This window comes from Frigoribacterium sp. CF331, from assembly GCF_057787905.1.
The window spans coordinates 2,073,828-2,094,885 of sequence record NZ_CM173545.1 but is presented as its reverse complement, the minus strand read 5'-3'; the positions used below and the strand labels follow the sequence as shown (position 1 = coordinate 2,094,885).

The window sequence follows — 21,058 nt, the reverse complement described above, 5'->3', positions numbered from 1 at the left end:
CCACCACGCCGCCACGATGTACACAGCCCGCCACGAGATCTCGTGGCGGGCTGTGTACATCGTGGCGGCGTCGGTCGCACCGGTGCCGGCGTCAGGGCGCGGGCTCGCCGGGTGCCGGAGGGTCGCGGACCACCTGCTCGGCCCCGGCCTTGTCGAGCATCCCCGGGAAGTTGAACCGCGCGAACCTGCCCGTCGGGTCGTGCGGGCTCACCGGTCGGGCGATCGAGGAGGCGCGGATCACCTCGACCAGCAGGTCGCGTCGGGCGTCGTCGAGCACGGGCGTCGACCGCTCGCGCAACAGGACGGACACCGACGGGCGGCGACCACGCGAGAGCTTCAGGAGCAGCCCGGCCTCGTCGTCCTGTACCGGGACGAGTTCGGCGCGGGTGATCTCGGCGAAGGGCACGACCCGCCGCCCGATGCGCAGCCGCCGACCCCGCAGGTCGACGGCGAAGGGCGCGTTCAGCCAGAGCACGACGTTCCAGACGACGGCGGCGATCGTGGCCCAGAGCACGAACCAGATCGGCACGGCGATGAGGCCGAAGAGGTCGACGGGCGAGTCGCCCGACGACTTCGAGAAGAACGCGCTGGCGGTCCCGAGCAGCACGGCGGCCGGCATCGCCACGCGCATGACGCGGACGAGCAGGCGCAGCTTGGGCTCGTCGTCGAAGACGACCCAGGTCTCGTCGGGCATGCCGTCACCGTACCGGGCCGACGCCCCGGGATGTCGGCGAGCGCCCGCCCCCTCCCCTTGGAGTAGACAATCCCTCATGGACAAGGCCGCCCTCGACCCGCCCCGAACCCCGTCCGAGAAGGCGCTGCAGTCCCGTCAGCTGTTCCAGGTGGCCGTGCAGGTCCTGCTGGTCCTGCTCTTCGTCGCGCAGCTGAGCTTCCGGGCCGAGACCCGGGGCCACGACGGCATCTGGTTCGCGATGCTCGCCTTCGTGGTCGCGTTGGCGGCGGCCGACGTCGTGCTGGTGGTGCGCCTCCTGGCCGTGACCTCGTGGCGGAGGCTCCCCGTCGGACCCGACGAGCGCCTCCTCTGGGGCACGTTCGCCGAGCGGGTGCTGCCATCGGGAGGCGCGGCCCACCCCGGTCGCCTCGCCCTGTCGACGGCACGGTTGCGCTACCTGCCCGACCCGATCTCGCGCCTCCGCGGGGCACGGGTCGAGGAGTGGCCCGCCGCCGGACTGCACGACGTGCGCATCACCCCGGTCGACGAGTGCCGTCACCGCCGCGGCGGCCGGTGGGTGATGGTCGACGTCGAGGGCGGCGATCCGATCACGCTGATGTCGTCCGAGGCGCACCTCGTGGCGGACGAGTTGTTCGAGGCCCTGAGCGTCGCCACCCCGGCGCCGCGCGACTGATCCGCCGACCCCGCCGCCGGTCCCCTCAGGCGAGTCGCGCCTCCAGGCCGGCCCGCGCGTCGGGCCACTCCGAGCGGACGATCGAGAAGTAGGCCGTGTCGCCGACCGTGCCGTCGGCGGCGACCCGGTGCGATCGCAGCACGCCCTCGGGCACGGCGCCCAGCCGCCGGATGGCCGAGGCGCTGCGGAGGTTCCGCGCGTCGCAGCGCAGTGCCACCCGGTTCAGCCCCAGGGCGTCGAACGCGTGGGTGAGCAGCAGCAGCTTCGTGGCGGGGTTCGTCCGTCCGCCCCAGAACGCGCGGCCGTACCAGGTGCTGCCGATCTCGACCCGTCCCTGCGCCGGCACGAGGTCGTAGAGGGTCGTCGTGCCTCGCACCTCGCCGTCGTCCGCGCCTCTCACGGTGAAGGCGAGGGTCGTCGGGGCGGCGAGCTGCGCCTCCACGTGGTCGGCGTAGGCCGCGACGCTCGCCGGTCGGGGCGTGACCATGCCCGCCCAGAGCTCGTCGTCGGTCAGCGGCCACAGCGCGTCCGCGTCGCCGACCTCGAGCGGGTCGAGACGCACGCCGCCACCGGCCAGCCGCACGTCGTGGATCACCGGACTCCGCCTCGCGCACTCATGGCCACCACCCTACGAAGGGCCGCATCGGCACCGCCACCCGGGCGTCCCGCCCCCTTCGCGCCACCGCGCGAATCCGCTACGGTGATGCCGCGGCCGCCCACGAACTGGGGGCCGCGGCACGACCCCACCGTGCCGCACCATCGTCAGACGCGCCCGACCCGACGGGCCCGCCCGAGGAGACACCCATGAGCACCCACGGCACCCCCACCCGCCTGCGCGAGGACGACGTCGACGGCGTCGTCTGGGACGCGGCCCAGGAGGCGCGGCTCGCGTCCGCCGCCGCCCGCACCTCCACGGCGGCCGCGAGCCTGCCGGCCCCGGGCCCCGCGGCCGTCTGACCCGGCGCGCCCGCCCCGGCGCCCCTGCCTGCGCCTGCCCCTGCCCCTACCCCTGCCCGGACGAAGAACACCGTCGAGTGGACAGGGCACCGGCGCAGGACGCGGTGCGCCGTCCATTCGACGGTGTCTTGATCCGGTCGGCTACGGCCGGTCGGCATCCTCCCGGCCGTCGTCTCGCGCGTCGACGCCGTCGAGCGGCGCGACGGGAGCCCCCGTCGCCACCGCACCGGCGGTCGCGGCCTCCGACGCCGTCCCGGCACCGCGCCTCCCGGCACGCCCCTCGCCACGACCGTGTGCGGCCCGCGCGGCGGCCTCGAGCTGCTCGGCCTCGTCGCCCGAGAGCGCCTCGCCGCGCGACACCATGCCCGCCACGTCCGACAGCTCGATCTGGGGCAGGAAGAGCGAGAGCACGAACGCCACCGCGATGAACGGGATCAGGTAGGCGAAGACCGGCGCGAGCGAGTCGGCGTAGGCCTCGACGACCAGGCGACGGACCTGCTCGGGCAGCTGGTTCAGCGTGGCCGGGTCCAGGGTCGCCGTGGCCTGCGAGGCGTCGTCGGCCGAGGCCCCGGCACCGGTGAAGACGTCCGTGAGGTTCGAGGTGAGCCGACTCGTGAACAACGCGCCGAAGATGGCGACGCCGAGCGCGGCACCGACCTCGCGGAAGTAGTTGTTCGTGCTGGTCGCCGTGCCGACGTTCTGCGCGTCCACCGAGTTCTGCACGACGAGCACCACGACCTGCATGATGAGGCCGAGGCCGGCGCCGAACAGGAAGAGGAAGACGCAGATCAGCCAGAGCGGTGTGTCGGCCGTCAACGTCGTGAACAGCGCCATGGCGATGCCCGTGAGGACGGTGCCGACGACGGGGAACACCTTGTAGCGACCGGTCTTGGTGATCAGGTTGCCCGACACGATCGACGTGCCGATCAGGCCGACCATCATCGGCAGCAGCAGCAGGCCCGAGACCGCGGCCGAGGCGCCCGACGACATCTGGAGGAACGTCGGGACGAACGCGATGGCCGAGAACATGCCGATGCCCAGCACGAAGCCGACGGCCGTGGCGAGGACGAACACCTTGTTGCGGAAGAACGACAGCGGGATGATCGGGTCGTCGGCGCGCGACTCGACGAGCACGAAGAGCGACGCGGCGACCACGACGCCGGCACCCCAGAGCCAGGTCTCGGGGGCACCCCAGCCGTGCTCGTCCTGGCCGCCGAACTCGGTGAAGAAGATCAGGCAGGTGGTCGCGGCCGACAGCAGCACGACCCCGAGCACGTCGATGCGCTTCGTGGCCTTCTTGCTCGGCAGCGTCAGGGCGGCCCAGGTGATGGCGAACGCCACGATGCCGACCGGGATGTTGATGTAGAACGCCCACTGCCAGGTCAGGTGGTCGACGAAGAAGCCGCCGAGCAGGGGTCCGCCGATCGCCGAGAGGCCGAAGACCGCGCCGAGGGGGCCGAGGTACTTGCCGCGCTCGGAGGCGGGCACGATGTCGGCGATGATCGCCTGCGACAGGATCATCAGGCCGCCGCCGCCGAGACCCTGGATCGCGCGGAAGACCACGAACGCCCAGAAGTCGGTCGCGAAGGCGCACCCGATGCTGGCCAGGGTGAAGATCGCGATCGCGACGAGGAAGAGCGAGCGGCGCCCCAGCACGTCGCCGAACTTGCCGTAGATCGGCATGACGATCGTGGTGGCCAGCAGGTAGGCCGTGGTGATCCAGGCCTGGTGCTCGACGCCGCCGAGCTCGCCGACGATGGTCGGCATGGCCGTCGACACGATCGTCTGGTCGAGGCTCGAGAGCAGCATGCCCGAGATCAAGGCGCCGAAGATGATCCAGATGCGTCTCTTCGTCAGGAGGAAGGGCGCGTCGGCCTTCGCGGCGGTGGTGGTCGTCATGGCTGGGTCACAGCGCCTTTCGGTCGTGGTCGGCAGGGAGGGTCGGTGAGGGTGCCTGGGTCGGCGACGCGGAAGGGGTCGACGCCGCGAAGAGCCCGCGGGCGATGGCGAGTTGGGCGTCGAGGACGGCGTCGAAGCGCTCGTCGGCCCGCCCCTCGGCGGAGAAGAACCGTTCGAAGGCGCGCTGGACGAGGCCCGTGAGCAGGGTCACCGCGACGTCGATGCGGGGGTCGCCCTCGTCCAGCCCCTCGTGCGAGGCGACGGCCGCCACGATGCGCCGCCGCTGCTCGTCGCCCTGCCGCATCATGGCCCCGAACAGTCGGGGTTCGCGGTCGAGGGCGGCCTTGAAGTCGGCGGCCTGCCCGCGGGTCAGGCCGACGTTCTCGACCCGTTCGACGACCAGGGCGCCCAGGTCGTCGAAGACCGTCGAGAGGACCGGGAGGCGCGGGTCGCGTCGCGAGGACGCGTACCCGTCGAGTGCCTCGTCGTCGTCGTCGAGCGCGACGCCGACGACGACGTCCTCCTTCGAGGCGAAGTGGTTGAAGAAGGTGCGACGCGAGATGCCCACCGAGGCGCAGAGCTCTTCGAGGGTGAACCCCGAGAGCCCGTGCTCGGCGGTGAGCCGCCTCGCGGCGGCGGTCAGCTCGAACCGGGTGCGCTGCCGACGCTGGGCGGTCTTGCCGGTGGCGAGGGCCATCGCGCGCCTCCTCGGTCTCGTCGCGGTTCGTGGTCGGCGACGTCGCCGGGGCCTGCTGGCCGAGATCGATGATTGCACTCCGAGGCCAGGAGTGCAATCCTGCTCCCTGTGAACCTGCCGGGTGCCGAGCCTGCCTGGGGGTCACGCGGCAGAACGGTCAGCGTCCGCTGGGAACGCCGTCGATCGGCGGCACCCGTTGCCTACGCTGGCCCGATGAGTGCACCGAGAGCCCGCCGCGTCTGCCTGTCGGTCGCCGGTTTCGCCCTCGTGGCGATCGGCCTGGCCGTGCTGGCGTTCACCTTCGACTGGGACGCCCCGACCATGTTCGGCCTGCCCGCCGGTCTCGCCGGCTTCTCGCTGATGATCGCGGGCGCGATCGTCGCCGAGGTCGGGTTCCGCGGTGCGGTGAAGGCCAGGAGGCGCGAGGTCGCGATCCGCAGGCGCGCCCACGTCACCGACCTCGAGCGCACCTCGTAGCGCGTCGGGTCAGACCGTCATCCACTTGATCGCGGGGTAGAGCACGCGGGCGATCTTGCGCGGGCACGGGAACGACGTCCGCGTGCCGTCGTGCTCGGCCAGCGTGATGACGGGCTGGTCGGCACCCGAGGCGTAGTCGACCGTGGCGAGGGATTCGGCCGTGATCTCGTGCGTGCTCGGCCGGCCGGCGGTGTCACGCAGGACGTAGACGAGACGGTCGTCGTGCACCTGCATGCCGTGCTGCGCGTCGCCTGCCGTCCAGGTCACCGAGAGTCTCACGAGCCGACCTTATCGGGTCGCGGGCCCACCGGTCCCGGCCGGTCCGCCCGGACGAGGAGGCGCGGGGGCGTCCGTCAGGCGACGAGCGACCCGAGGGCGGTGCCCAGGTCGCGGAAGACCGCTTCGGCGACGGACCGGCGCGAGGCGGGCAGCGCCTCCTCGACGGCCCGGCCGTAGAGGGCGCCGGCGTCGTTGACGCCCGCCTCACCGTCGGCGGTCAGGGCGAGGACGAAGCTGCGCCGGTCGGTGGGGTGCTGCGACCGGTTCACGAGTCCGGCGGACTCGAGGCGGTCGGCGAGGGCCGTCATCGCCCCCGACGAGAGCCCGAGCGCCTCGCCCACCTTCTTGGGCGGGGTGTCGCCCTGCACCGACAGGTGCACGAGGGCGAGGAAGTCGGTCGACCCGACGCCGATGCGCTTGGCGAGCTGGTCGTTGGCGAACGCGATCTGGGTCTGCAGGTGCTGGAGCGCGATCAGCACGGCGGCGATGTCGCCGGTCTGGGGCTCGACGTGCGTCGAGGCCGTGGGTGAGGGGGTCATGGGGTCTCCGGGGGTTCGGGTGCCACCGCGATCGGGTCCGCTCGTGTGGACGACACATGTCGCTTTGCTGACGAGCAACTCGACCAGCGAGTAGTTCGATGAACGTAACATCTGCTCGGGCGGGCGACAAGACCCCCGGACGGGTCGGGACCCGTCTCGGCGGACCCCGCCCGAGGCCGTGCCCGGGGACCTCGCACCGGGGGTACGAGCGGGCCCACGAGGCGAGTAAACTCGCCGCGGACTCGCCGCCAGGGTCCGGCCAACCGGGGTCGACGACGATCCGACGACACGATCGACACCGCAGGAGCACCCCCATGACCGCAGACACCCGCCCCCACGTCGTCATCGTCGGCGGCGGCTTCGCCGGCATCGCGGCGATGAAGTCCCTGCGCGACGCGGACGTCCGCATCACCCTGATCGACCGTCACGTCTACAACATGTTCCAGCCGCTCATGTACCAGGTGGCGACCGGCGGCCTCAACGCCGGCGACGTCACCTACTTCCTGCGGAGCCTGCGCTCGAAGCAGTCGAACGCCGAGTTCCGCCACGGGCTGCTCACGACGGTGCGCGCCGACGACCGCATCATCACCCTGCGTGACGGCGAGGAGATCGCCTACGACGCCCTCGTGCTGGCCAACGGCGTGAACACCAGCTACTTCGGCACGAAGGGCGCCTACGAGTACGCCTACTCGATGTACTCGCGGTCGCAGGCGCTGCGCATCCGTGACGAGCTGTTCACGCAGCTCGAGAACGCCGCGGCCTCGCAGGGCAGCGGCGAGGTGCGGGTGGTCATCGTCGGCGGTGGCGCGACCGGCGTCGAGATGGCCGGCGCCCTGGCCGAGCTGCGCGACCAGGCCCTCAAGGACGCCTACCCCGAGATCGACGCGTCGAGCATCACGATCACCCTCGTGCACCGCAGCGGCGAGCTGCTCAAGCCGTTCTCGCCGCGCCTGCGCAAGTACGCGGCCAAGGTCCTGCGCAAGCGCGGCGTCGACCTCCGCCTCGACACGGGCGTCGAAGAGGTCCGCCCCGACGGCGTCGTCACGGCGGACGGCGAGTTCGTCCCCGCCGAGCTGGTCGTCTGGGCTACCGGCGTCGCCGCCCACGCCGAGGTGGCCGGCTGGGGCGTGCCGCAGACCCACGGCGGGCGCATCCAGGTCAACGACGACCTCACGGTCAAGGGCCTGGACCGCATCTTCGCGGCCGGCGACATCGCCGCCACCGACGACGCCCTCGCGCAGCTTGCCCAGCCCGCGATCCAGGGCGGCGAGCACATCGGCGAGCAGATCGTCCGGATGCTCGCGGGCAAGAAGCCGACGCCCTTCAAGTACCACGACAAGGGCACGATGGCCACGGTCGGCACGAACGCCGCCGTCGTGCAGCTGCCGAGCGGCATGACCATGACCGGCCCGCTCGCCTGGCTGCTCTGGGTCTTCGTCCACATCACGAGCCTGCTCGGCAACGGCAACCGCCTGTCGACCCTGACGCACTTCTTCGTGCGGTACCTCTGGGCGTTGCGCAAGCGCGCGATCCCCATCGTGGGCGACGTGCGCCCGGTCCGCCCCAACGGCGACCGTGCCCCCGAGCAGTGGCAGACCGAGAAGGTCGAGTAGCAGGCCGGCCCTGCCGGGTCGGGTGGGCGGCCCTGCCGGGTCCGGTGGGCGGCCCTGCCGGGTCGGGTGGGCGGCCCTGCCGGGTCCGGTGGGCGGCCCTGCCGGGTCGGGTGGGCGGCCCTGCCGGGTCGGCGGCGGCTCGCGTGAGGTGACCCGCGCCTCCTGACCGTCCGAGACCGAACGCGAAGAACCCCGTTTCGAACGATGAACCCGGAAGGGACGGGGTTCATGGTTCGAAACGGGGTTCGAGGCTGATCCGGCACGGGCCGGATCAGGTCCGGAGCTACTCCGTGGCGACGGTGATCTTCGCGACGCCGACGAGCATCTCGTCCTGGACCGCGTCGGTCTTGAAGGTCTGGTTCAGCAGGGCCGCGGCGTCGGGGCTGATGTGGACGGTGGTGCCCTCGAGGACGGCGTTGGTGCCGTCCATCTGCAGGGGCTTCAGCGTGCCACCCCAGAGGTTGAACAGGTAGGCGTCCTCGGCGGCGACCTGGCCGTTGGCCGTCACGGTGCCGTAGAGCTTGCTCTCACCCGGGTCGATGCGGAAGTCGGTCAGCTCGACGACCGTGCCGTCGGCGGCGGTGAGGCTGATGCCCGAGCCGTCGTGGTCGATCTCGCCCTGGACGTACGGGCGGACGTCGCTGTCAGGCCCGTAGTAGTCGACGTTGCCGCCCGTGATCGGGAACGCGAAGGTGCCCGTGGTGGAGTCGAACGTGGCCGAGCCCACGACGCCGGGGGTGAGGCTCAGGCTGGTCAGGGCCGAGACGAAGGACGCGTCGACGGCGACCTGGGTGTCGACGCCCTTGCTGAGGTCGGCGATCGACGCGGCGGGCGTCGACGCGGCGGACGGCTCGGACGAGGCCGACGCGGACGACGACGAGGTGTCGGTCGACGAACCGGAGTCCATCGAGCACGCCGCGAGGCTGAAGACGAGGGCGCCCGAGGCGACCAGGCCCAGCGTGGTCTTGGTGATGTTCTTGCGGGTGAAGGCGTTCATGGTGGTGCTCCTTGTCGTTGGTCCCGGTGGGGATGTACAGGGTTCGCGACCACGGCCGAAACGGATTGGAACGCCCTCGACCCGTCACCCGGCGGGTACCTCGGAGGGGTCCTCGGCGAGGTGCTCGGTGGCTCCCCCGACGGGTTCGGCCCACCCGCGGGCCCGCGCGACGGTCAGGCCTCGCTGGGAGGTCCAGAAGCCCCGCACCGTGTCGATCAGCTCGGCCGCCCCGACGTCGGCGCCGAACGCCAGCGAGCCCGGCTCGAGCGCGATGCCGTCGGCCAGGGTGGGCAGGGCGACGGGGTCGAAACCGACGGCGTCGACGAGCGCGGCGACGACGTCGAGGGCCGCCCGGTCGTCCGACGCGAGGGCGATGGCGCTGCGGTCGGGGTCGCCGGCCGGCAGGGCTCCCTCGTCGAGGTCGTGGTAACCCATGTGGTTGAAGCCCTTGACCACGCGGGACGCCGGCAGGTGGCGCTGGACGAGCTCGCTCGTCGAGGTGCGGACGTCCGAGAGGTCGTCGCGGAGGCCGTCGGTCTCCCACCAGTAGTTCATGGCGTCGACGACCACCTTGCCCGCGAGGGCCTCGACCGGCACGGAGTCGAGCTTGCCGAGCGGCAACGCCAACACGACGACGTCGGCGTCACGGGCGGCGTCGGCCGACCGGACCGCCCGCGCACCGGGCGCGATCACGTCGACGATCAGCCGGATGCGCTCGGGGTCGCCCGAGCCGGCGAGCAGGACGGGGTGGCCGGCGGCGTGGAACAGGCGGGCGAGGACGGTGCCGACCTTGCCCGCGCCGAGGATGCCGATGGTGGGTGCAGACGTCATGTGTCGTGCAACCGAGCGGGCGGCCCGTCGATTCCGAGGTGACCCGCCGGGGAGGCCGCGCGCCCGTGAACGCCCCGAGGCGTCACCTCGACGGCACGCCCGCGCGCACGGCGATGCACCGCAGGCCCCTGAACCAGGTCTGCGGTGCACCGTCGGTGTGGAGCGTCGCTCAGGTGCGAGCGGCGCGGGTGCGGGTCAGGCGCGAGCCGTCAGGCGCGGGCCGAGCGGCGGCGGGCCGCCACGAGCAGGCCGAGCCCGGCGAGCAGCGCCAGCAGGCCGCCCACGAGCGGGGCGGTCGCGTCGGCACCCGTGAAGGCGAGCGACGAGTCCGCCGCGACGGCCGAGGAGGCGCGGGCCCCCGAGGCGAGGACGCTGCGGTCGGTCGCGGCCACCGTCACGAGCGCGACGCCGGCGGTGCCGGTGGTCCCGGTCGTGACCTCGGTGCCGTCGGTGCCCGGCGTGGTCGTGCCGTCGTCACCCGGGGTGGTGGGCGTCGTCGGGTCGACCGGGTCGGTCGGGTCGAAGGGCTCGGCCGGGTCGACGGGGATCGTCGGATCGGTCGGGTCGGTCGGGTCGGTCGGCGTGGCGGGGTCGGTCGGCGTGGTGCCGGTCGTCCCTCCGGTGGTGTCGCTGTCGCCGATCACCGAGACGGCGTTGCCGCCGATGGTCACGGGCAGCCCGACCGAGGGCACGACCTGCGTGCCACCGAGGACGCCGTCGTCACCCGACGTCGTGCCACCGGTGGTGCCGGTGCCGGTGCCGGTCGAGCCGGAACCCGTGGTCGTCCCCGTGCTGGCCGAGTCGCCGACCACCGAGACCGCGTTGCCGCCCACGGTCACGGGCAGTCCGACCGAGGGCACGACCTGCGTGCCACCGAGGACGCCGTCGTCACCCGACGTCGTGCCACCGGTGGTGCCGGTGCCGGTGCCGGTGCCGGTCGAGCCGGAAGCCGTCGACGTCCCCGTGCTGGCCGAGTCGCCGACCACCGAGACGGCGTTGCCGCCGACGGTCACGGGCAGTCCGACCGAGGGCACGACCTGCGTGCCACCGAGGACGCCGTCGTCACCCGAGGTCGTGCCACCGGTGGTGCCGGTGCCGGTGCCGGTGCCGGTCGAACCGGAACCCGTGGTCGTCCCCGTGCTGGCCGAGTCGCCGACCACCGAGACGGCGTTGCCGCCGACGGTGACCGGAGCGGTCACGTCGGGGATCACCTGGCTGCCGCCCGCGACCGAGTCGTCACCGCTGGTGACGGCACCGGTCGAACCGCTGCCGGTCGAACCGGCACCGGCCGAACCCGTGCCGGCCGCGGGGGCCGTCGTCGTGTCCGTGCTGCTGCTGTCGCCGACCACCGAGACGGCGTTGCCTCCGACGGTCACGGGCAGCCCCACCGACGGCACGACCTGCGTGCCCCCGAGGATGCCGTCGTCACCGTTCGTGGTGCCGACGCCGGCGGTGGCGTCGTCCGCCGCGCCTCCTGCCGGAGCACCGGTCGTGCCACCGGTGCTGGCCGAGTCGCCCAGCACCGAGATCGCGTTGCCGCCGACCGTGACCGGCACGGTCACGCCGACGACGGCCTGCGAGCCCGACCCGACCGAGTCGTCACCCGAGGTCGCGGCCGGGGCCGCAGCAGGGGCCGCAGCAGGGGCGGCAGCCGGAGCCGCGGCGCCGGTGCCGGCCGAGTCGCCCAGCACCGAGACGGCGTTGCCGCCGACCGTCACGGGCACGTCGACCGAGACGATGCCCTGGCTGCCCGAGAGCAGGCCAGAGTCGCCGCTCGTCGTCGTGACGGGTGCGACCGGTGCCGCCGGAGCGGCGGGTGCGGGTGCGGCAGGCGCCGGTGCCGCAGGTGCCGGTGCCGGTGCGGCGGGCGCCGCGGCCGGGGCGGCCGTGCTGCTCGAGTCGCCGAGCACGCTGACGGCGTTGCCGAGGGCCGAGACCGGGGCCTCGACGACGGCGCCGACCTGGGTGCCCGAGAGCAGCCCGTCGTCGCCGGTGGTGGTCGCCGCGTTCGCGGCTGTCGTTCCGAGGGCCCAGATGCCCCCGACGAAGAGTGCTCCCATGAGCCCTCTCGAGACGTACTTGTTCACGATGTTCTCCAAGAGATGAGGTGTGTGGTGCCGCGTGGTCGCGGCGGGGTCGCTGATGTCGCCGGCAGCAGGGGGCTGCAGGGGCGACGCGACCGGCCTCAGTCGGGAGAAGAGTCGGTGTCGTACGCAGGCGTCGACGGGAGGTCGTCGTCGCCGTCCGCGGACCCCGTCGAGACGGCGAGTCCGGGAAGCTGGGAGGCGCGGGTCGCGTCGACCGCGACGGCACCGCCGGTCGCGCCGCCGCCCGAGGCCTGGCCGTTCGCGCTGCCGCCGGTGGCCGAGGGCAGGGCGGGTGCGCCGTGGTCGTCGCCGGCGGGCGAGTGGGCCGGACCGGGGGCGGGAGCCAGGGGCGCGGTGGTCGAGTCGACCGGGGTCGACGCCGTGGCCATGCGGTCGCGGAGCGTCGAGAGAGCGTCGGTCGGACCGACCGCCGAGGACGACGACGCGTCGGCCACGACCGCCGCGTCGGCCGTGCCGGCTGCCGCATCGCCGTCGAGGGAGCCGACGACGCCGACGGCGTCCGGGGTCGTCCCCGCGAGCGCGCCGTCCGCAGGGACGTCGCCGCCCGGCCGGGGCGTGACGCCCCCGGGCACGACCGGCGGGACGATCGGGGTGGCCGGGGCCGCCGCCGAATCGCCGACAGCGGCGAGGCCATCGTCGACGACGCCGGTCAGCGGGTCGGTCACGGTGGAGACGGGTGCCGGGCCGGCGACGGCCGGGACGACGGGGACGGCCGCGACGACCTGGTCGACGGTTTGCGCGACGGGCGCGACGACCGACGAGACGGGCGCGGCGGCCGCGACGTGCTGGACGACCTGGGGCACCACGGGTGCGGCGGCCTGGACGACCTGCTGGACCGGGGGTGCGACGGCGGTGGCCTGGACGGCGACGTCCGTGACCTGCGACACCGCGCCTCCTGCGGTCTGGCCCACGGCGGCCACGGGGGCGTCGAGCGAGCCGGCGACCTGGCCGACGGCCGAGGTCACGCCGCCGAGGAGCGACGAGGGGGCCTCGTCGGCCGAGGCCGACGTCGACGAGAAGGCGAGCCCGAGACCGACCAAGCCGATCGCGGCGAGCCCCGAGAGGCCGAGGAGGCGCACGAGACGGAGCGGGGCGGGTCGCCTCGTCGTCGTCTCGGCCGTCTGATCCACGGCGCACCTTCTTCGGTCGCGTCTCCAGCCGGGTCGGTCGGGCCCGGCGGCGGGGAGTCTCACCCCTTCACCGCGCTGGTAAGACGCGATGTGGGGTTCTTTCTACGCCGATGAGGCGGGGTTGTCCATGAGTTCGCCTCAGATGTACCCCGATCCCCACCGGCGGCCCGGACCGCGCGGGGCGCCTCAGACCAGTTCGAGGTCCCAGGCCGGGGGGACGTAGACCGAACCCCAACCGGCGCGGAGGCGCGTGACCGCCCGGTCGAAGGACGCGACGACGTCCATGTCGCGTCGGACCATCGACTGCAGCTGCAGCCCCTCGTAGAGGGCGATCAGCTGCTCGGCACCGCGCGACGGCTGCATCGTGTCGGGCTCGCGTCCGAGTTCGACGTCGCGGGCCAGCGAGGCGTGGACCAACCGGTAGAACTGCTGCCACTGGTCGTGCAGCAACGGGGCGGCCGGGTGGCCCGGGGTCGACGCGACGTTGACGACGGCGCTGAGCAGTCGCATGAGCGCGGGTTCGGCGGCGTTGGCGGCCACGATGGCGCGGAGCAGGGCGATCGTGCCGTGCGTCTGGGCGAGGGGCATCAACGGTCGGGTGCGCCGGCCGACCCAGAGGTCGACGGTCGCGAGGACGAGGCCGTGCCAGTGCGTGAACTCGTCGCGGACGGTCTTGACCGGGAGGCCGGCGGCCTCGGCGACGAGTTCGAACGAGGCCTCGTGGAACGCGTTGTCGGTGAAGACGCGCATGGCCGCCTCGACGATGGCGATGCGCCGCCCGACGGCGGCCGAGGGGGCGCCGAACGGGGTGGTGGGGGTGCTGGGGGTGCTGGGGGCCGTCGACCCGGCGGGTGTCCGGGCCGGTTCGGGATGGGTCTCGTGGATCACGGATCGACGTTACGGACTCCGCTCGCGGCGGTCGACGCCCAGTCCGGGGCACACCGGGCCGCGGTCAGCGGCCTGCCGAGTACCGGGCGCTGACCTCGGCCGGCGTCGAGGCCACGTCGAGGACCGTGGTGTCGTCGAGGTCGCCCTTGTAGTACCTGCTCGTCGGCATGGACGGCCAGGCGCCGTTCATCCCGTCGTAGCCGATTCGCCAGTAGCCCCGGAAGTTCTCGGCGGCGGACTGGGTCGACGAGGCGACGCTGGCGCCGTCCACGTAGAGCACCATGCCCGACGGGCCCAGGGTCACCGTGGCGAGGTGCCAGGCGCCGTCCGTGTAGGCCCGCGGGCTCTCGATCGAGAAGTAGCCGGCGTTGTAGACGCCGAAGATCAGGGTGCCCTTGTCGGTCAGGTAGAGGTGGCGGTCGTACTGGGTCGACGCCCCGGCCTGGCTGTTGCCGAAGCTGATCAGCTTGCCGCCCGTGGTCGTGGTCGTGCGGAACCACGTCTCGACGGTGAAGACCTGGGGTCCGACGAGGCTCTCCCCCGTGGTGATCTGACCGGACACGCCGTCGAGCCGCACGAAGGGGCTGTTGCCGGCCGCACAGGTGCCGTCGCGGATCGTGGCCCCCTGCGTGAGCGTCCCCGCGCGCCCGTTGCCGCTGGCGTCGCGGGCGGTCGTGCCGGCTCCGTCGTTGAACTGGTACGCGAACCGGGCCTGGGCGGCGACCGGACGGTCGAGGCAGGCGAAGCGTGAGGTGGCGAGGGACGCGCGCGTCGACGTCGTGGCCGAGAAGGCGGCGTGGCTCGACCCGACCACGGCGAAGAGCACGGCCACCCCGGCGACCACCGTGAGCACCGCGCCCGAGGCCCGCGCCACGCGGGTCCGCCCCGTCGGGGGCGTGCGCGCTCGGTGACGCGAGAGGGCGAGCGGGTCGGCGACGCCGTCGGTCGTCGGCTCGAGCCGGGTCGCGGCGAGCAACAGCAGCACGACGAGCGACACGACGAGCACGCCCAGGACGCGGTCGCCGCCCTGCCACAGCATCGCCGAGCCGATCGCCGGCACGAGCAGCACGCCCACGCCGCGGACCGCCTCGGTCGGGACCAGGCTCGAGTCGACGTCGGCGTTGGCGTCACCCCGCAACCGCAGCCCGTCGTCGGTGGTGTCGACGAGGCGGTGCAGGCGCAGCGCACCGGCGCGGTCGGGGTCGTCCACGAGCAGCACCTGGCCCGCGTCGAGGTCGTCGGTGGCGACGGGCATCGCGACGACGACGTCGCCGGCGACGATGGCGGGCGCCATCGAGCCCGACACGACGGTGGTCGGCGACCAGCCCCAGAGCGCCGGGACGGCCGCCCAGAGCAGGAGGCACACGGCCGTCGCGAGGACGACCCGCGCGGTCGTCGCCAGGCACAGCGCACCCCAGAACGACAGAGCGGTCCGGCTCTGCTCTTCGGCGGTGGCGGTCGTCATGGCGGCGTGGCCGGCTCGGAGGTCGACGAGGGTCGACGACCGGGTCAGCGCGTCTGGGCCTCCCAGGTGAACGCGATCGCGGCCCGGGAGTCCTGACCGGAGTTCGGCGTCGACTGGTTGAGCGTGTACGAGAACTTGAACGACCGCGACTCGGCGGTCGTGCCGGCCGGCGACCACGTGGGGGCGCCGTCGGCGTAGCCGGTGCGCTGGCTCGCGAAGTCGGCCAGCGTGCCCGAGAAGACCTGCGCGTTCTGCGAGGCGGGGGTGAACGAGTCGCACGAGGTGCTCGAACCGCCGGTGCCCTGCTGGATGGTCAGGTCGAGGTACGACGAGAGCGAGTTCGTCGTCGTCGCCGACGTGCCGTAGAGCCGGACGGCCGAGGGCGCGCTGCCCTTCGACGTGACCGTGATGCACTTCGTGCCGCTGTCGCCGGGCACGAGGTTCGAGGCCGAGAACAGGGCCACGTCGGCGTCGTCGTCCGTGAGCTGCACGGTGCCGGTCGACCAGTTGCTGGTCGGGTTCGAGGTGGTGGCGGAGAAGGCCGAGTACGAGGCCGTCGAGATGATGGCTCCGGAGGCGATGACGGCGACGGGCACGGCGGCCCAGCGGGCACGGCGCGTCCAGCGGGCGCGACTGATCGATCGGGACATGTCGGGGAGTCCTTCGGGTGGGGTGCGTCGGGCCCCCGTGGTGCGGGTCGGAAGGGGGCACGGACGAGTCGGCACGGTGCCGATGATGCGAAAGTACCGACGAATCGTCACGTCGGTAAGGGTCCCGGTGTCCCCAGTGAGGGGGAACCCCCTGTACCCCGTTCGGGCCCCGAGCCGCGCCGTCAGCGCCCGCGGCCGGCCAGCAGGGCGTGCAGCAACGGCACCGCCGAGGCGACCATCAGCACGGTGCCGAGCACGTCGTCGCCGCTGCGCAGCACGGCCCCGGCGACGAGCAGCGCCCCGAAGAGCACGGCCGAGACGACGCGGCGCGCCACCCGCTCGATGCGCCCGAGCTGCCGCTCGATGCGCGGGCTGCCCACCTCGAGCGACCCGTCCTGCAGTCGGTCGACGAGACCGTCCAGGCGGCCGGGCAACCGGGCGGCGACGGACGCGGCGTCGAGGGCGCGCCGTGCGACGTCCTGCACCGCGTTGCCCCTCTCGTCACGGATCAGCTGTGCCGCGTACGGCTCGACCGAGTCCCAGAGGTTGAAGCTCGGGTCGAGGGCGCTCGCGACGCCCGACGTCAGCGTCATCGCCCGCAGGACGAGCAGGAAGTCCTCGGGCAGCTGGAACGGCAGCGATCGGATGAGGTCGCCGAACTGACCGGCGAACTCGCGGTACTCGCGGGGGTCGACCTGACGCAGCTCGGCGAAGCCCATGCCGCCGAACCGGGCGAAGGTCGCGCTCACGGCCCGTTCGAGCCCGACGGTGTCGGCGTTCGGCAGCAGGACGCCGAGATCGCGCATCGCGGCGACCATGCCCGAGCCGTCGCGCGACGCCGCGGCGATGAGCAGCTTGCGGAGCCCGTTGCGGGTGCCCGTGGGCACCTCGCCCATCATGCCGAAGTCGATGAAGGTGAGCTTCCACGGTCGCGCCCCGTCCACCGCGTCGGGCACAGGGGTCACGAAGATGTTGCCGGGGTGCGGGTCGGCGTGGAAGAACCCGTGGGTGAAGAGCTGGTCGAACATCACCTCGGCGAAGACCGGCGCGACGTCGGCCGGGTCGATGCCCGCCGCGGCCAGCGCCTCGACGTCGGTGATCTTGATCGCCGAGACGTCGTCGAGCACGAGCACCCGCCGCGTCGTGCGCTCCCAGACGACCTCGGGCACGCTGACCCGGTCGTCACCGGCGAAGTCGGCCGCGAAGCGGGCCGAGTTGGCCGCCTCGTTGAGGTAGTCGATCTCCTCCAGGCTGGTGCGGGCGAACTCCTCGACGAGCGCGGGGGCGTCGACCCGGTCGGACACGAGCCGGACGTGGCTGAGCCAGCCGCCCACGCGACGCAGGGCCGCGAGGTCGACGTCGACGATCGCGTCGATGCCGGGCCGCTGGACCTTGAGCACGACGGCGTCCAGTCCGGTGTCGGCCGAGTCGGCCGGGCCGAGCGTCGCCCGGTGCGCCTGACCGAGCGAGGCCGCGGCGATGGGCGACGGGGCCACCGAGGTGAAGACCCGCTCGAGGGGTCGACCGAGCTCGGCCTCGGCGAGCGCCCTGATGCCCTCGAACGGCACGGGCGTGACCTCGTCCTGCAGGCCCTCGAGCTCTTTCGTGATCTCGGGCGGCAGCACGTCGAGGCGCGACGACAGGTACTGGCCGACCTTGATCATCAGACCGCCGAGGTCGAGGGCGAGGGTGTGGAACCCCCGTGCGAAGCGGCGCATGCGCCGCGCCCTGGTGCGTTCGGCCACCCGCCTCAGGCCGAAGCGCGGCAGCACGAGCTCGAACCACCAGGTGACGGCCAGGTGGCGCGAGGCGAAGCGGAGGATGCGGCGGTATCGGGCGCGACCCGCGGCGTCCTGGAACGCGGGACGGGACGGATCGTGTCCGGCGGACGACACCCGCGTCAGTCTCGGGCGAGGATCGAGTAGATGCGACGCCGGGCGTCGTCCAGCACCGCCACGGCCTCGTCCACCTGCTCGGGCGAACCCGAGCGTCCGACCTGCGCCGTGGCGCGGGCGAGGTCGACGCCGGCCTTGGGCAGCGCCGTGTACCGGTCGCTCGACGACGGTCCGGCGGCACCGAACGGCCTGGAGTCGTCGGCTCCGGCGACGGCACGGCCGGCCTCGGTGAGCGAGTGCACCTTGCGACCGTCGGTCTCCTCGGCGGTGACGAGGCCCTCGTCGATGAGCAGCTGCAGGGTCGGGTAGACGGAGCCGGCGCTGGGCTTCCAGTCGCCGCCGCTGCGGTCCTCGATCTCGCGGATGATCTGGTAGCCGTGCATGGGCCGTTCGGCCAGCAGCGCGAGGATCGCGGCGCGCACCTCGCCCCGCGGCGCGCGGGTGCCCTCACGGCGGTCGAAGGTCGACCGCAGCTGCTCCATGGCCTGCCACATGCCGTCGAGGCCGGTGCCCGTGCCGAAGGTGCCGGCGGATGACGTCTTGTTCATGGGGTTCTCCTTCTCGAGGGTGGAACGGGGTCGAACGACACCCGGACGATATACCCCGGCGCCCCGACGGTCAGGGCTGACACCCAGACAGGGGAGGCGCGTCCGCCGTGGTTCCGAACGCTCCTGTTCTGGGGGTGCCCCGTCCTCGGACGGGGGGTTCGCGACGGGACACGACGGTGGTTGTGTTCCATGCACGGGCATGAACCCCCGTCGACGGCTCAGGCCGTCACCCCTCCGGCGTTCCCCGACGTCCGCCGGAGGAATCCCTGCCGCCTCGGCGTCCCCCGACGTCCGTCGAGGCGGCAGGACCTCCGGCGTTCCCCGACGTCCGCCGGAGGCCCACCACCCTCGGTGACGACCCGCGCGCCGAGACAGCCCCGGAGTCCTCCCATGTCCTCGTCCCCGACCCGCCGCCTCGCGGCGACGACCGCCGTGGCCGCACTGCTGCTCACCGCCCTGGCGACCACCCCGGCCCAGGCCGCGTCCTCACCCACCGACGACGCGCCTCCCGTGGTGGCGGCCGCCGCCTCGCCCGCCGGCGTGACGGCCGACCTCTCGGACGACATGGTCGAGGTCCCCGCCGCACCGTTGATGCGGGCGCAGACCGACGACGACGCGTCGCGCGCCTCGACCGTGACGACCCACCCCGTCTACGTGAGCGTCGCCACGGTGACGGCCACGACCTCGGACGACTCCGCCACGCCTCCCGACGAGGCCTCGATCCGCACCGCGGTCGCCCAGCTGCACGACTACTGGTGGGAGGAGTCCGGGCACACCGTCGACGTGACGCTCGGCGGCATCGAGACGCGCCCGCTCGACCAGGCCTCGTGCAACCCCTCGACGGTGCTCAACACCGTGCACACCTCGGCCTTCGACGGCCGGTTCGCCCGGTACGCCTGGGCCGGCACGAACGAGCACCTGCTCGTCCTGACGCGGGAGACCTGCGGCACGACCGCGTTCGGCACGGTCGGCGGGGACGGCGGCGAGATCTTCAGCTCGTACGGCACGGGCACCGCACTCGGCGTCCCCGTGCTGCTGCACGAGTTCGGCCACAACCTCGGCTTCGGCCACGCCGGCGCCGGCATGTGCCGCAGCACGACCTCGTTCGACGGGGCGGCCGGCGACTACCGCTACGCCACGTCCACCGACACCCCGGCCGCCTGCCCCGTGCTCGAGTACGGCGACTTCCTCGACATCATGGGCTACTCGGTCTCGTCGGCCCGACCCCACCTGTCGTCCGTGCAGCGGGTGCGGGCCGGGTACCTGACCGACGTCACGACGCTCAGCGGAGCGGGCACCACCCGCCAGGTCGTCGTCGGTTCGCTCGACGGCGCCGCGACGGGTCGGGCCGTCAAGGTCGTCGACCCGATCAGCGGGCAGGACTACTACCTCGAGTACCGGACCGCCTCCGGCCAGGACGCCACCAGCGCCGAGTTCGGCGGCCGCTCGCCGTCGTGCGCGCTCGTCGCACCGGGCTTCACCCGCTGTGCGCTGACCAGCGACAAGGCCACGGGCAGCGTGCGCGTGCTGCGCCCCCTCACCTTCTCGGGCTCCGTCACCTCGACCGTCGCCCTGGCCGTCGGCCTCGACGCGAAGGCCGACCCCAGCCGTCGCGACACGCACCTCGACGCGGGCGAGTCGTTCACGAGCGCGGACTCCGGCTTCACCGTGTCGGTCCGGTCGATGTCGCCGTCCGGAGGCGCGGTGCTCGACGTCACGCTCGCGGGCGCCGCGAAGCAGACGCCCACCGTCGCCCCCACCCCGGCGCCCGCCACCGCCACGACGAGCACGCTGTCGGTCGACCGCACGCGTCAGACTTACGGCTCGCCGACGCGCGTCACGGCCACGACGCGGGTGACGACCGCCGACGGGTCCGTCCCGGCCGGCACCGTGACGGTGCGGGACGGCTCCACCACGGTCGGCTCCGTGCGGGTCGGCACCGACGGACGAACTGCGGTGACCCTGCCGGGGACGACCGCCGCGGGCGCCCACCCGCTCCGCGCCTCCTTCGTCCCCGACACCGCCGCCCAGGCCGGGTCGGACTCGGCGACGGTGACGGTCACGGTCGACAAGGCCTCCTCGACCGCGAAGCTGACGCTCAACCGCAGCACGCAGCCCTACGGCACGTCGCCGGTCACCGCGACGGTCGCCGTCACCGGCGTGGCCGGGGTCGCACCCACCGGCACGGTGGCCGTGTCGCTCGACGGCCGACGCGTGGCGCAGGTCGCGGTCTCGGGCGGCAAGGCGAGCTACGCGGTGCCCGCGACGACGGCCGTGGGCACGCACCGCCTCGTGGCGACCTTCACGCCGCGCGACGCGTCGATCGCCGCGTCGACGAGCGGCACGGCGACCCTGACCGTGACGAAGGCGCCGTCGACCAGCGCCCTCGCGACGGGGACGACCTCGGTCAAGAGGAACACCGCGCCGAGCGTCACCGTCACGGTGGCGGCCAAGGGCGTGCGCAACCCCACCGGCACCGTCACCGTGAAGGTCGGCACCCGCGTCGTGGGCAGCGCGAAGCTGCCGGCGACCGGCGCGGGCAAGGTCACCGTGCCCGTGTCGAAGTTCACCAAGGCGGGCACGTACTCGCTGTCGGCCTCGTACGCGGGGACCGCCACGGTGTCGACGAGCGTCTCGAAGGCGGTGAAGGTCACCGTCCGCTGACGCGGCGGCGGCGGCCGAGGAGGCGCGGCGGACGCAGGAGCGGTGGACGCAGGA

At 73.3% G+C, this 21,058-nt stretch carries 20 protein-coding genes; 5 read left to right on the top strand and 15 right to left on the bottom strand.

Translation table 11 applies throughout. The annotated features are described in order from the left end of the window. Positions 1–91 precede the first annotated feature (91 nt). Positions 92–694, bottom strand: coding sequence for a hypothetical protein (locus AC3CCI_RS09740; protein ID WP_488627033.1), 603 nt, complete (start codon positions 692–694; stop codon positions 92–94). Between the two features lie 76 nt (positions 695–770). Between AC3CCI_RS09740 and AC3CCI_RS09735 the strand changes: the two genes are divergently transcribed. Then, positions 771–1,367, top strand: coding sequence for a hypothetical protein (locus tag AC3CCI_RS09735; protein WP_488627032.1), 597 nt, complete (start codon positions 771–773; stop codon positions 1,365–1,367). Between the two features lie 25 nt (positions 1,368–1,392). On the opposite strand, the gene AC3CCI_RS09730 is transcribed toward AC3CCI_RS09735, so the two are convergent. Beyond that, positions 1,393–1,962: a GNAT family N-acetyltransferase gene (locus tag AC3CCI_RS09730; RefSeq protein WP_488627031.1), complete on the bottom strand. Its 570-nt coding sequence runs from the start codon at positions 1,960–1,962 to the stop codon at positions 1,393–1,395. A gap of 209 nt (positions 1,963–2,171) precedes the next feature. On the opposite strand from AC3CCI_RS09730, the gene AC3CCI_RS09725 reads away from it, so the two are divergent. Next, complete coding sequence (locus tag AC3CCI_RS09725; protein WP_354594537.1) at positions 2,172–2,324, top strand: hypothetical protein; 153 nt, start codon at positions 2,172–2,174, stop codon at positions 2,322–2,324. A gap of 141 nt (positions 2,325–2,465) precedes the next feature. On the opposite strand, the gene AC3CCI_RS09720 is transcribed toward AC3CCI_RS09725, so the two are convergent. After that, positions 2,466–4,223 carry an MDR family MFS transporter gene (locus tag AC3CCI_RS09720; protein ID WP_488627030.1) on the bottom strand — a complete coding sequence of 586 codons (1,758 nt, stop codon included), beginning with the start codon at positions 4,221–4,223 and terminating at the stop codon, positions 2,466–2,468. A gap of 7 nt (positions 4,224–4,230) precedes the next feature. Continuing rightward, positions 4,231–4,920, bottom strand: coding sequence for a TetR/AcrR family transcriptional regulator (locus AC3CCI_RS09715; protein WP_488627029.1), 690 nt, complete (start codon positions 4,918–4,920; stop codon positions 4,231–4,233). Positions 4,921–5,133: 213 nt separating this feature from the next. Here AC3CCI_RS09715 and AC3CCI_RS09710 point away from each other — a divergent pair, with 213 nt between their 5' ends. Beyond that, on the top strand, positions 5,134–5,397 hold the full coding sequence (locus AC3CCI_RS09710; protein WP_056261424.1) for a hypothetical protein: 264 nt from the start codon (positions 5,134–5,136) through the stop codon (positions 5,395–5,397). Positions 5,398–5,406: 9 nt separating this feature from the next. Here the strand turns inward: AC3CCI_RS09710 and AC3CCI_RS09705 are convergent, their stop codons facing one another. Further along, on the bottom strand, positions 5,407–5,676 hold the full coding sequence (locus AC3CCI_RS09705; protein ID WP_488627028.1) for a hypothetical protein: 270 nt from the start codon (positions 5,674–5,676) through the stop codon (positions 5,407–5,409). Positions 5,677–5,750: 74 nt separating this feature from the next. Further along, complete coding sequence (locus AC3CCI_RS09700; RefSeq protein WP_488627027.1) at positions 5,751–6,215, bottom strand: MarR family winged helix-turn-helix transcriptional regulator; 465 nt, start codon at positions 6,213–6,215, stop codon at positions 5,751–5,753. 314 nt (positions 6,216–6,529) lie between these two features. Here AC3CCI_RS09700 and AC3CCI_RS09695 point away from each other — a divergent pair, with 314 nt between their 5' ends. Then, complete coding sequence (locus tag AC3CCI_RS09695) at positions 6,530–7,828, top strand: NAD(P)/FAD-dependent oxidoreductase (RefSeq protein WP_354594542.1); 1,299 nt, start codon at positions 6,530–6,532, stop codon at positions 7,826–7,828. Between the two features lie 283 nt (positions 7,829–8,111). On the opposite strand, the gene AC3CCI_RS09690 is transcribed toward AC3CCI_RS09695, so the two are convergent. From AC3CCI_RS09690 to AC3CCI_RS09650, 9 genes are all read right to left on the bottom strand, one after another. After that, on the bottom strand, positions 8,112–8,825 hold the full coding sequence (locus tag AC3CCI_RS09690) for a hypothetical protein (protein WP_488627026.1): 714 nt from the start codon (positions 8,823–8,825) through the stop codon (positions 8,112–8,114). An 84-nt stretch (positions 8,826–8,909) separates the two neighbouring features. After that, positions 8,910–9,656 (bottom strand): NADPH-dependent F420 reductase, encoded by a 747-nt coding sequence (locus tag AC3CCI_RS09685; RefSeq protein WP_354594544.1) that lies wholly within the window; start codon positions 9,654–9,656, stop codon positions 8,910–8,912. A gap of 209 nt (positions 9,657–9,865) precedes the next feature. Next, positions 9,866–11,743 carry a chaplin family protein gene (locus AC3CCI_RS09680; RefSeq protein ID WP_488627025.1) on the bottom strand — a complete coding sequence of 626 codons (1,878 nt, stop codon included), beginning with the start codon at positions 11,741–11,743 and terminating at the stop codon, positions 9,866–9,868. Positions 11,744–11,841: 98 nt separating this feature from the next. Beyond that, positions 11,842–12,894 carry a hypothetical protein gene (locus AC3CCI_RS09675; protein WP_488627024.1) on the bottom strand — a complete coding sequence of 351 codons (1,053 nt, stop codon included), beginning with the start codon at positions 12,892–12,894 and terminating at the stop codon, positions 11,842–11,844. A gap of 186 nt (positions 12,895–13,080) precedes the next feature. Next, positions 13,081–13,782, bottom strand: a complete 702-nt coding sequence (locus tag AC3CCI_RS09670) for a TetR/AcrR family transcriptional regulator (protein ID WP_488627023.1) — start codon at positions 13,780–13,782, stop codon at positions 13,081–13,083. Between the two features lie 64 nt (positions 13,783–13,846). Next, positions 13,847–15,247, bottom strand: a complete 1,401-nt coding sequence (locus AC3CCI_RS09665; RefSeq protein WP_488627022.1) for a LamG-like jellyroll fold domain-containing protein — start codon at positions 15,245–15,247, stop codon at positions 13,847–13,849. Between the two features lie 44 nt (positions 15,248–15,291). Then, positions 15,292–15,897, bottom strand: coding sequence for a hypothetical protein (locus AC3CCI_RS09660; RefSeq protein ID WP_488627021.1), 606 nt, complete (start codon positions 15,895–15,897; stop codon positions 15,292–15,294). A gap of 182 nt (positions 15,898–16,079) precedes the next feature. Beyond that, on the bottom strand, positions 16,080–17,792 hold the full coding sequence (locus AC3CCI_RS09655) for an ABC1 kinase family protein (RefSeq protein WP_488627020.1): 1,713 nt from the start codon (positions 17,790–17,792) through the stop codon (positions 16,080–16,082). 5 nt (positions 17,793–17,797) lie between these two features. Next, a complete protein-coding gene (locus AC3CCI_RS09650) occupies positions 17,798–18,340 on the bottom strand; it encodes a PadR family transcriptional regulator (protein ID WP_488627019.1) in 543 nt (180 codons plus the stop codon). 390 nt (positions 18,341–18,730) lie between these two features. On the opposite strand from AC3CCI_RS09650, the gene AC3CCI_RS09645 reads away from it, so the two are divergent. After that, positions 18,731–21,004, top strand: coding sequence for an Ig-like domain repeat protein (locus AC3CCI_RS09645; protein ID WP_488627018.1), 2,274 nt, complete (start codon positions 18,731–18,733; stop codon positions 21,002–21,004). Positions 21,005–21,058 lie beyond the last annotated feature (54 nt).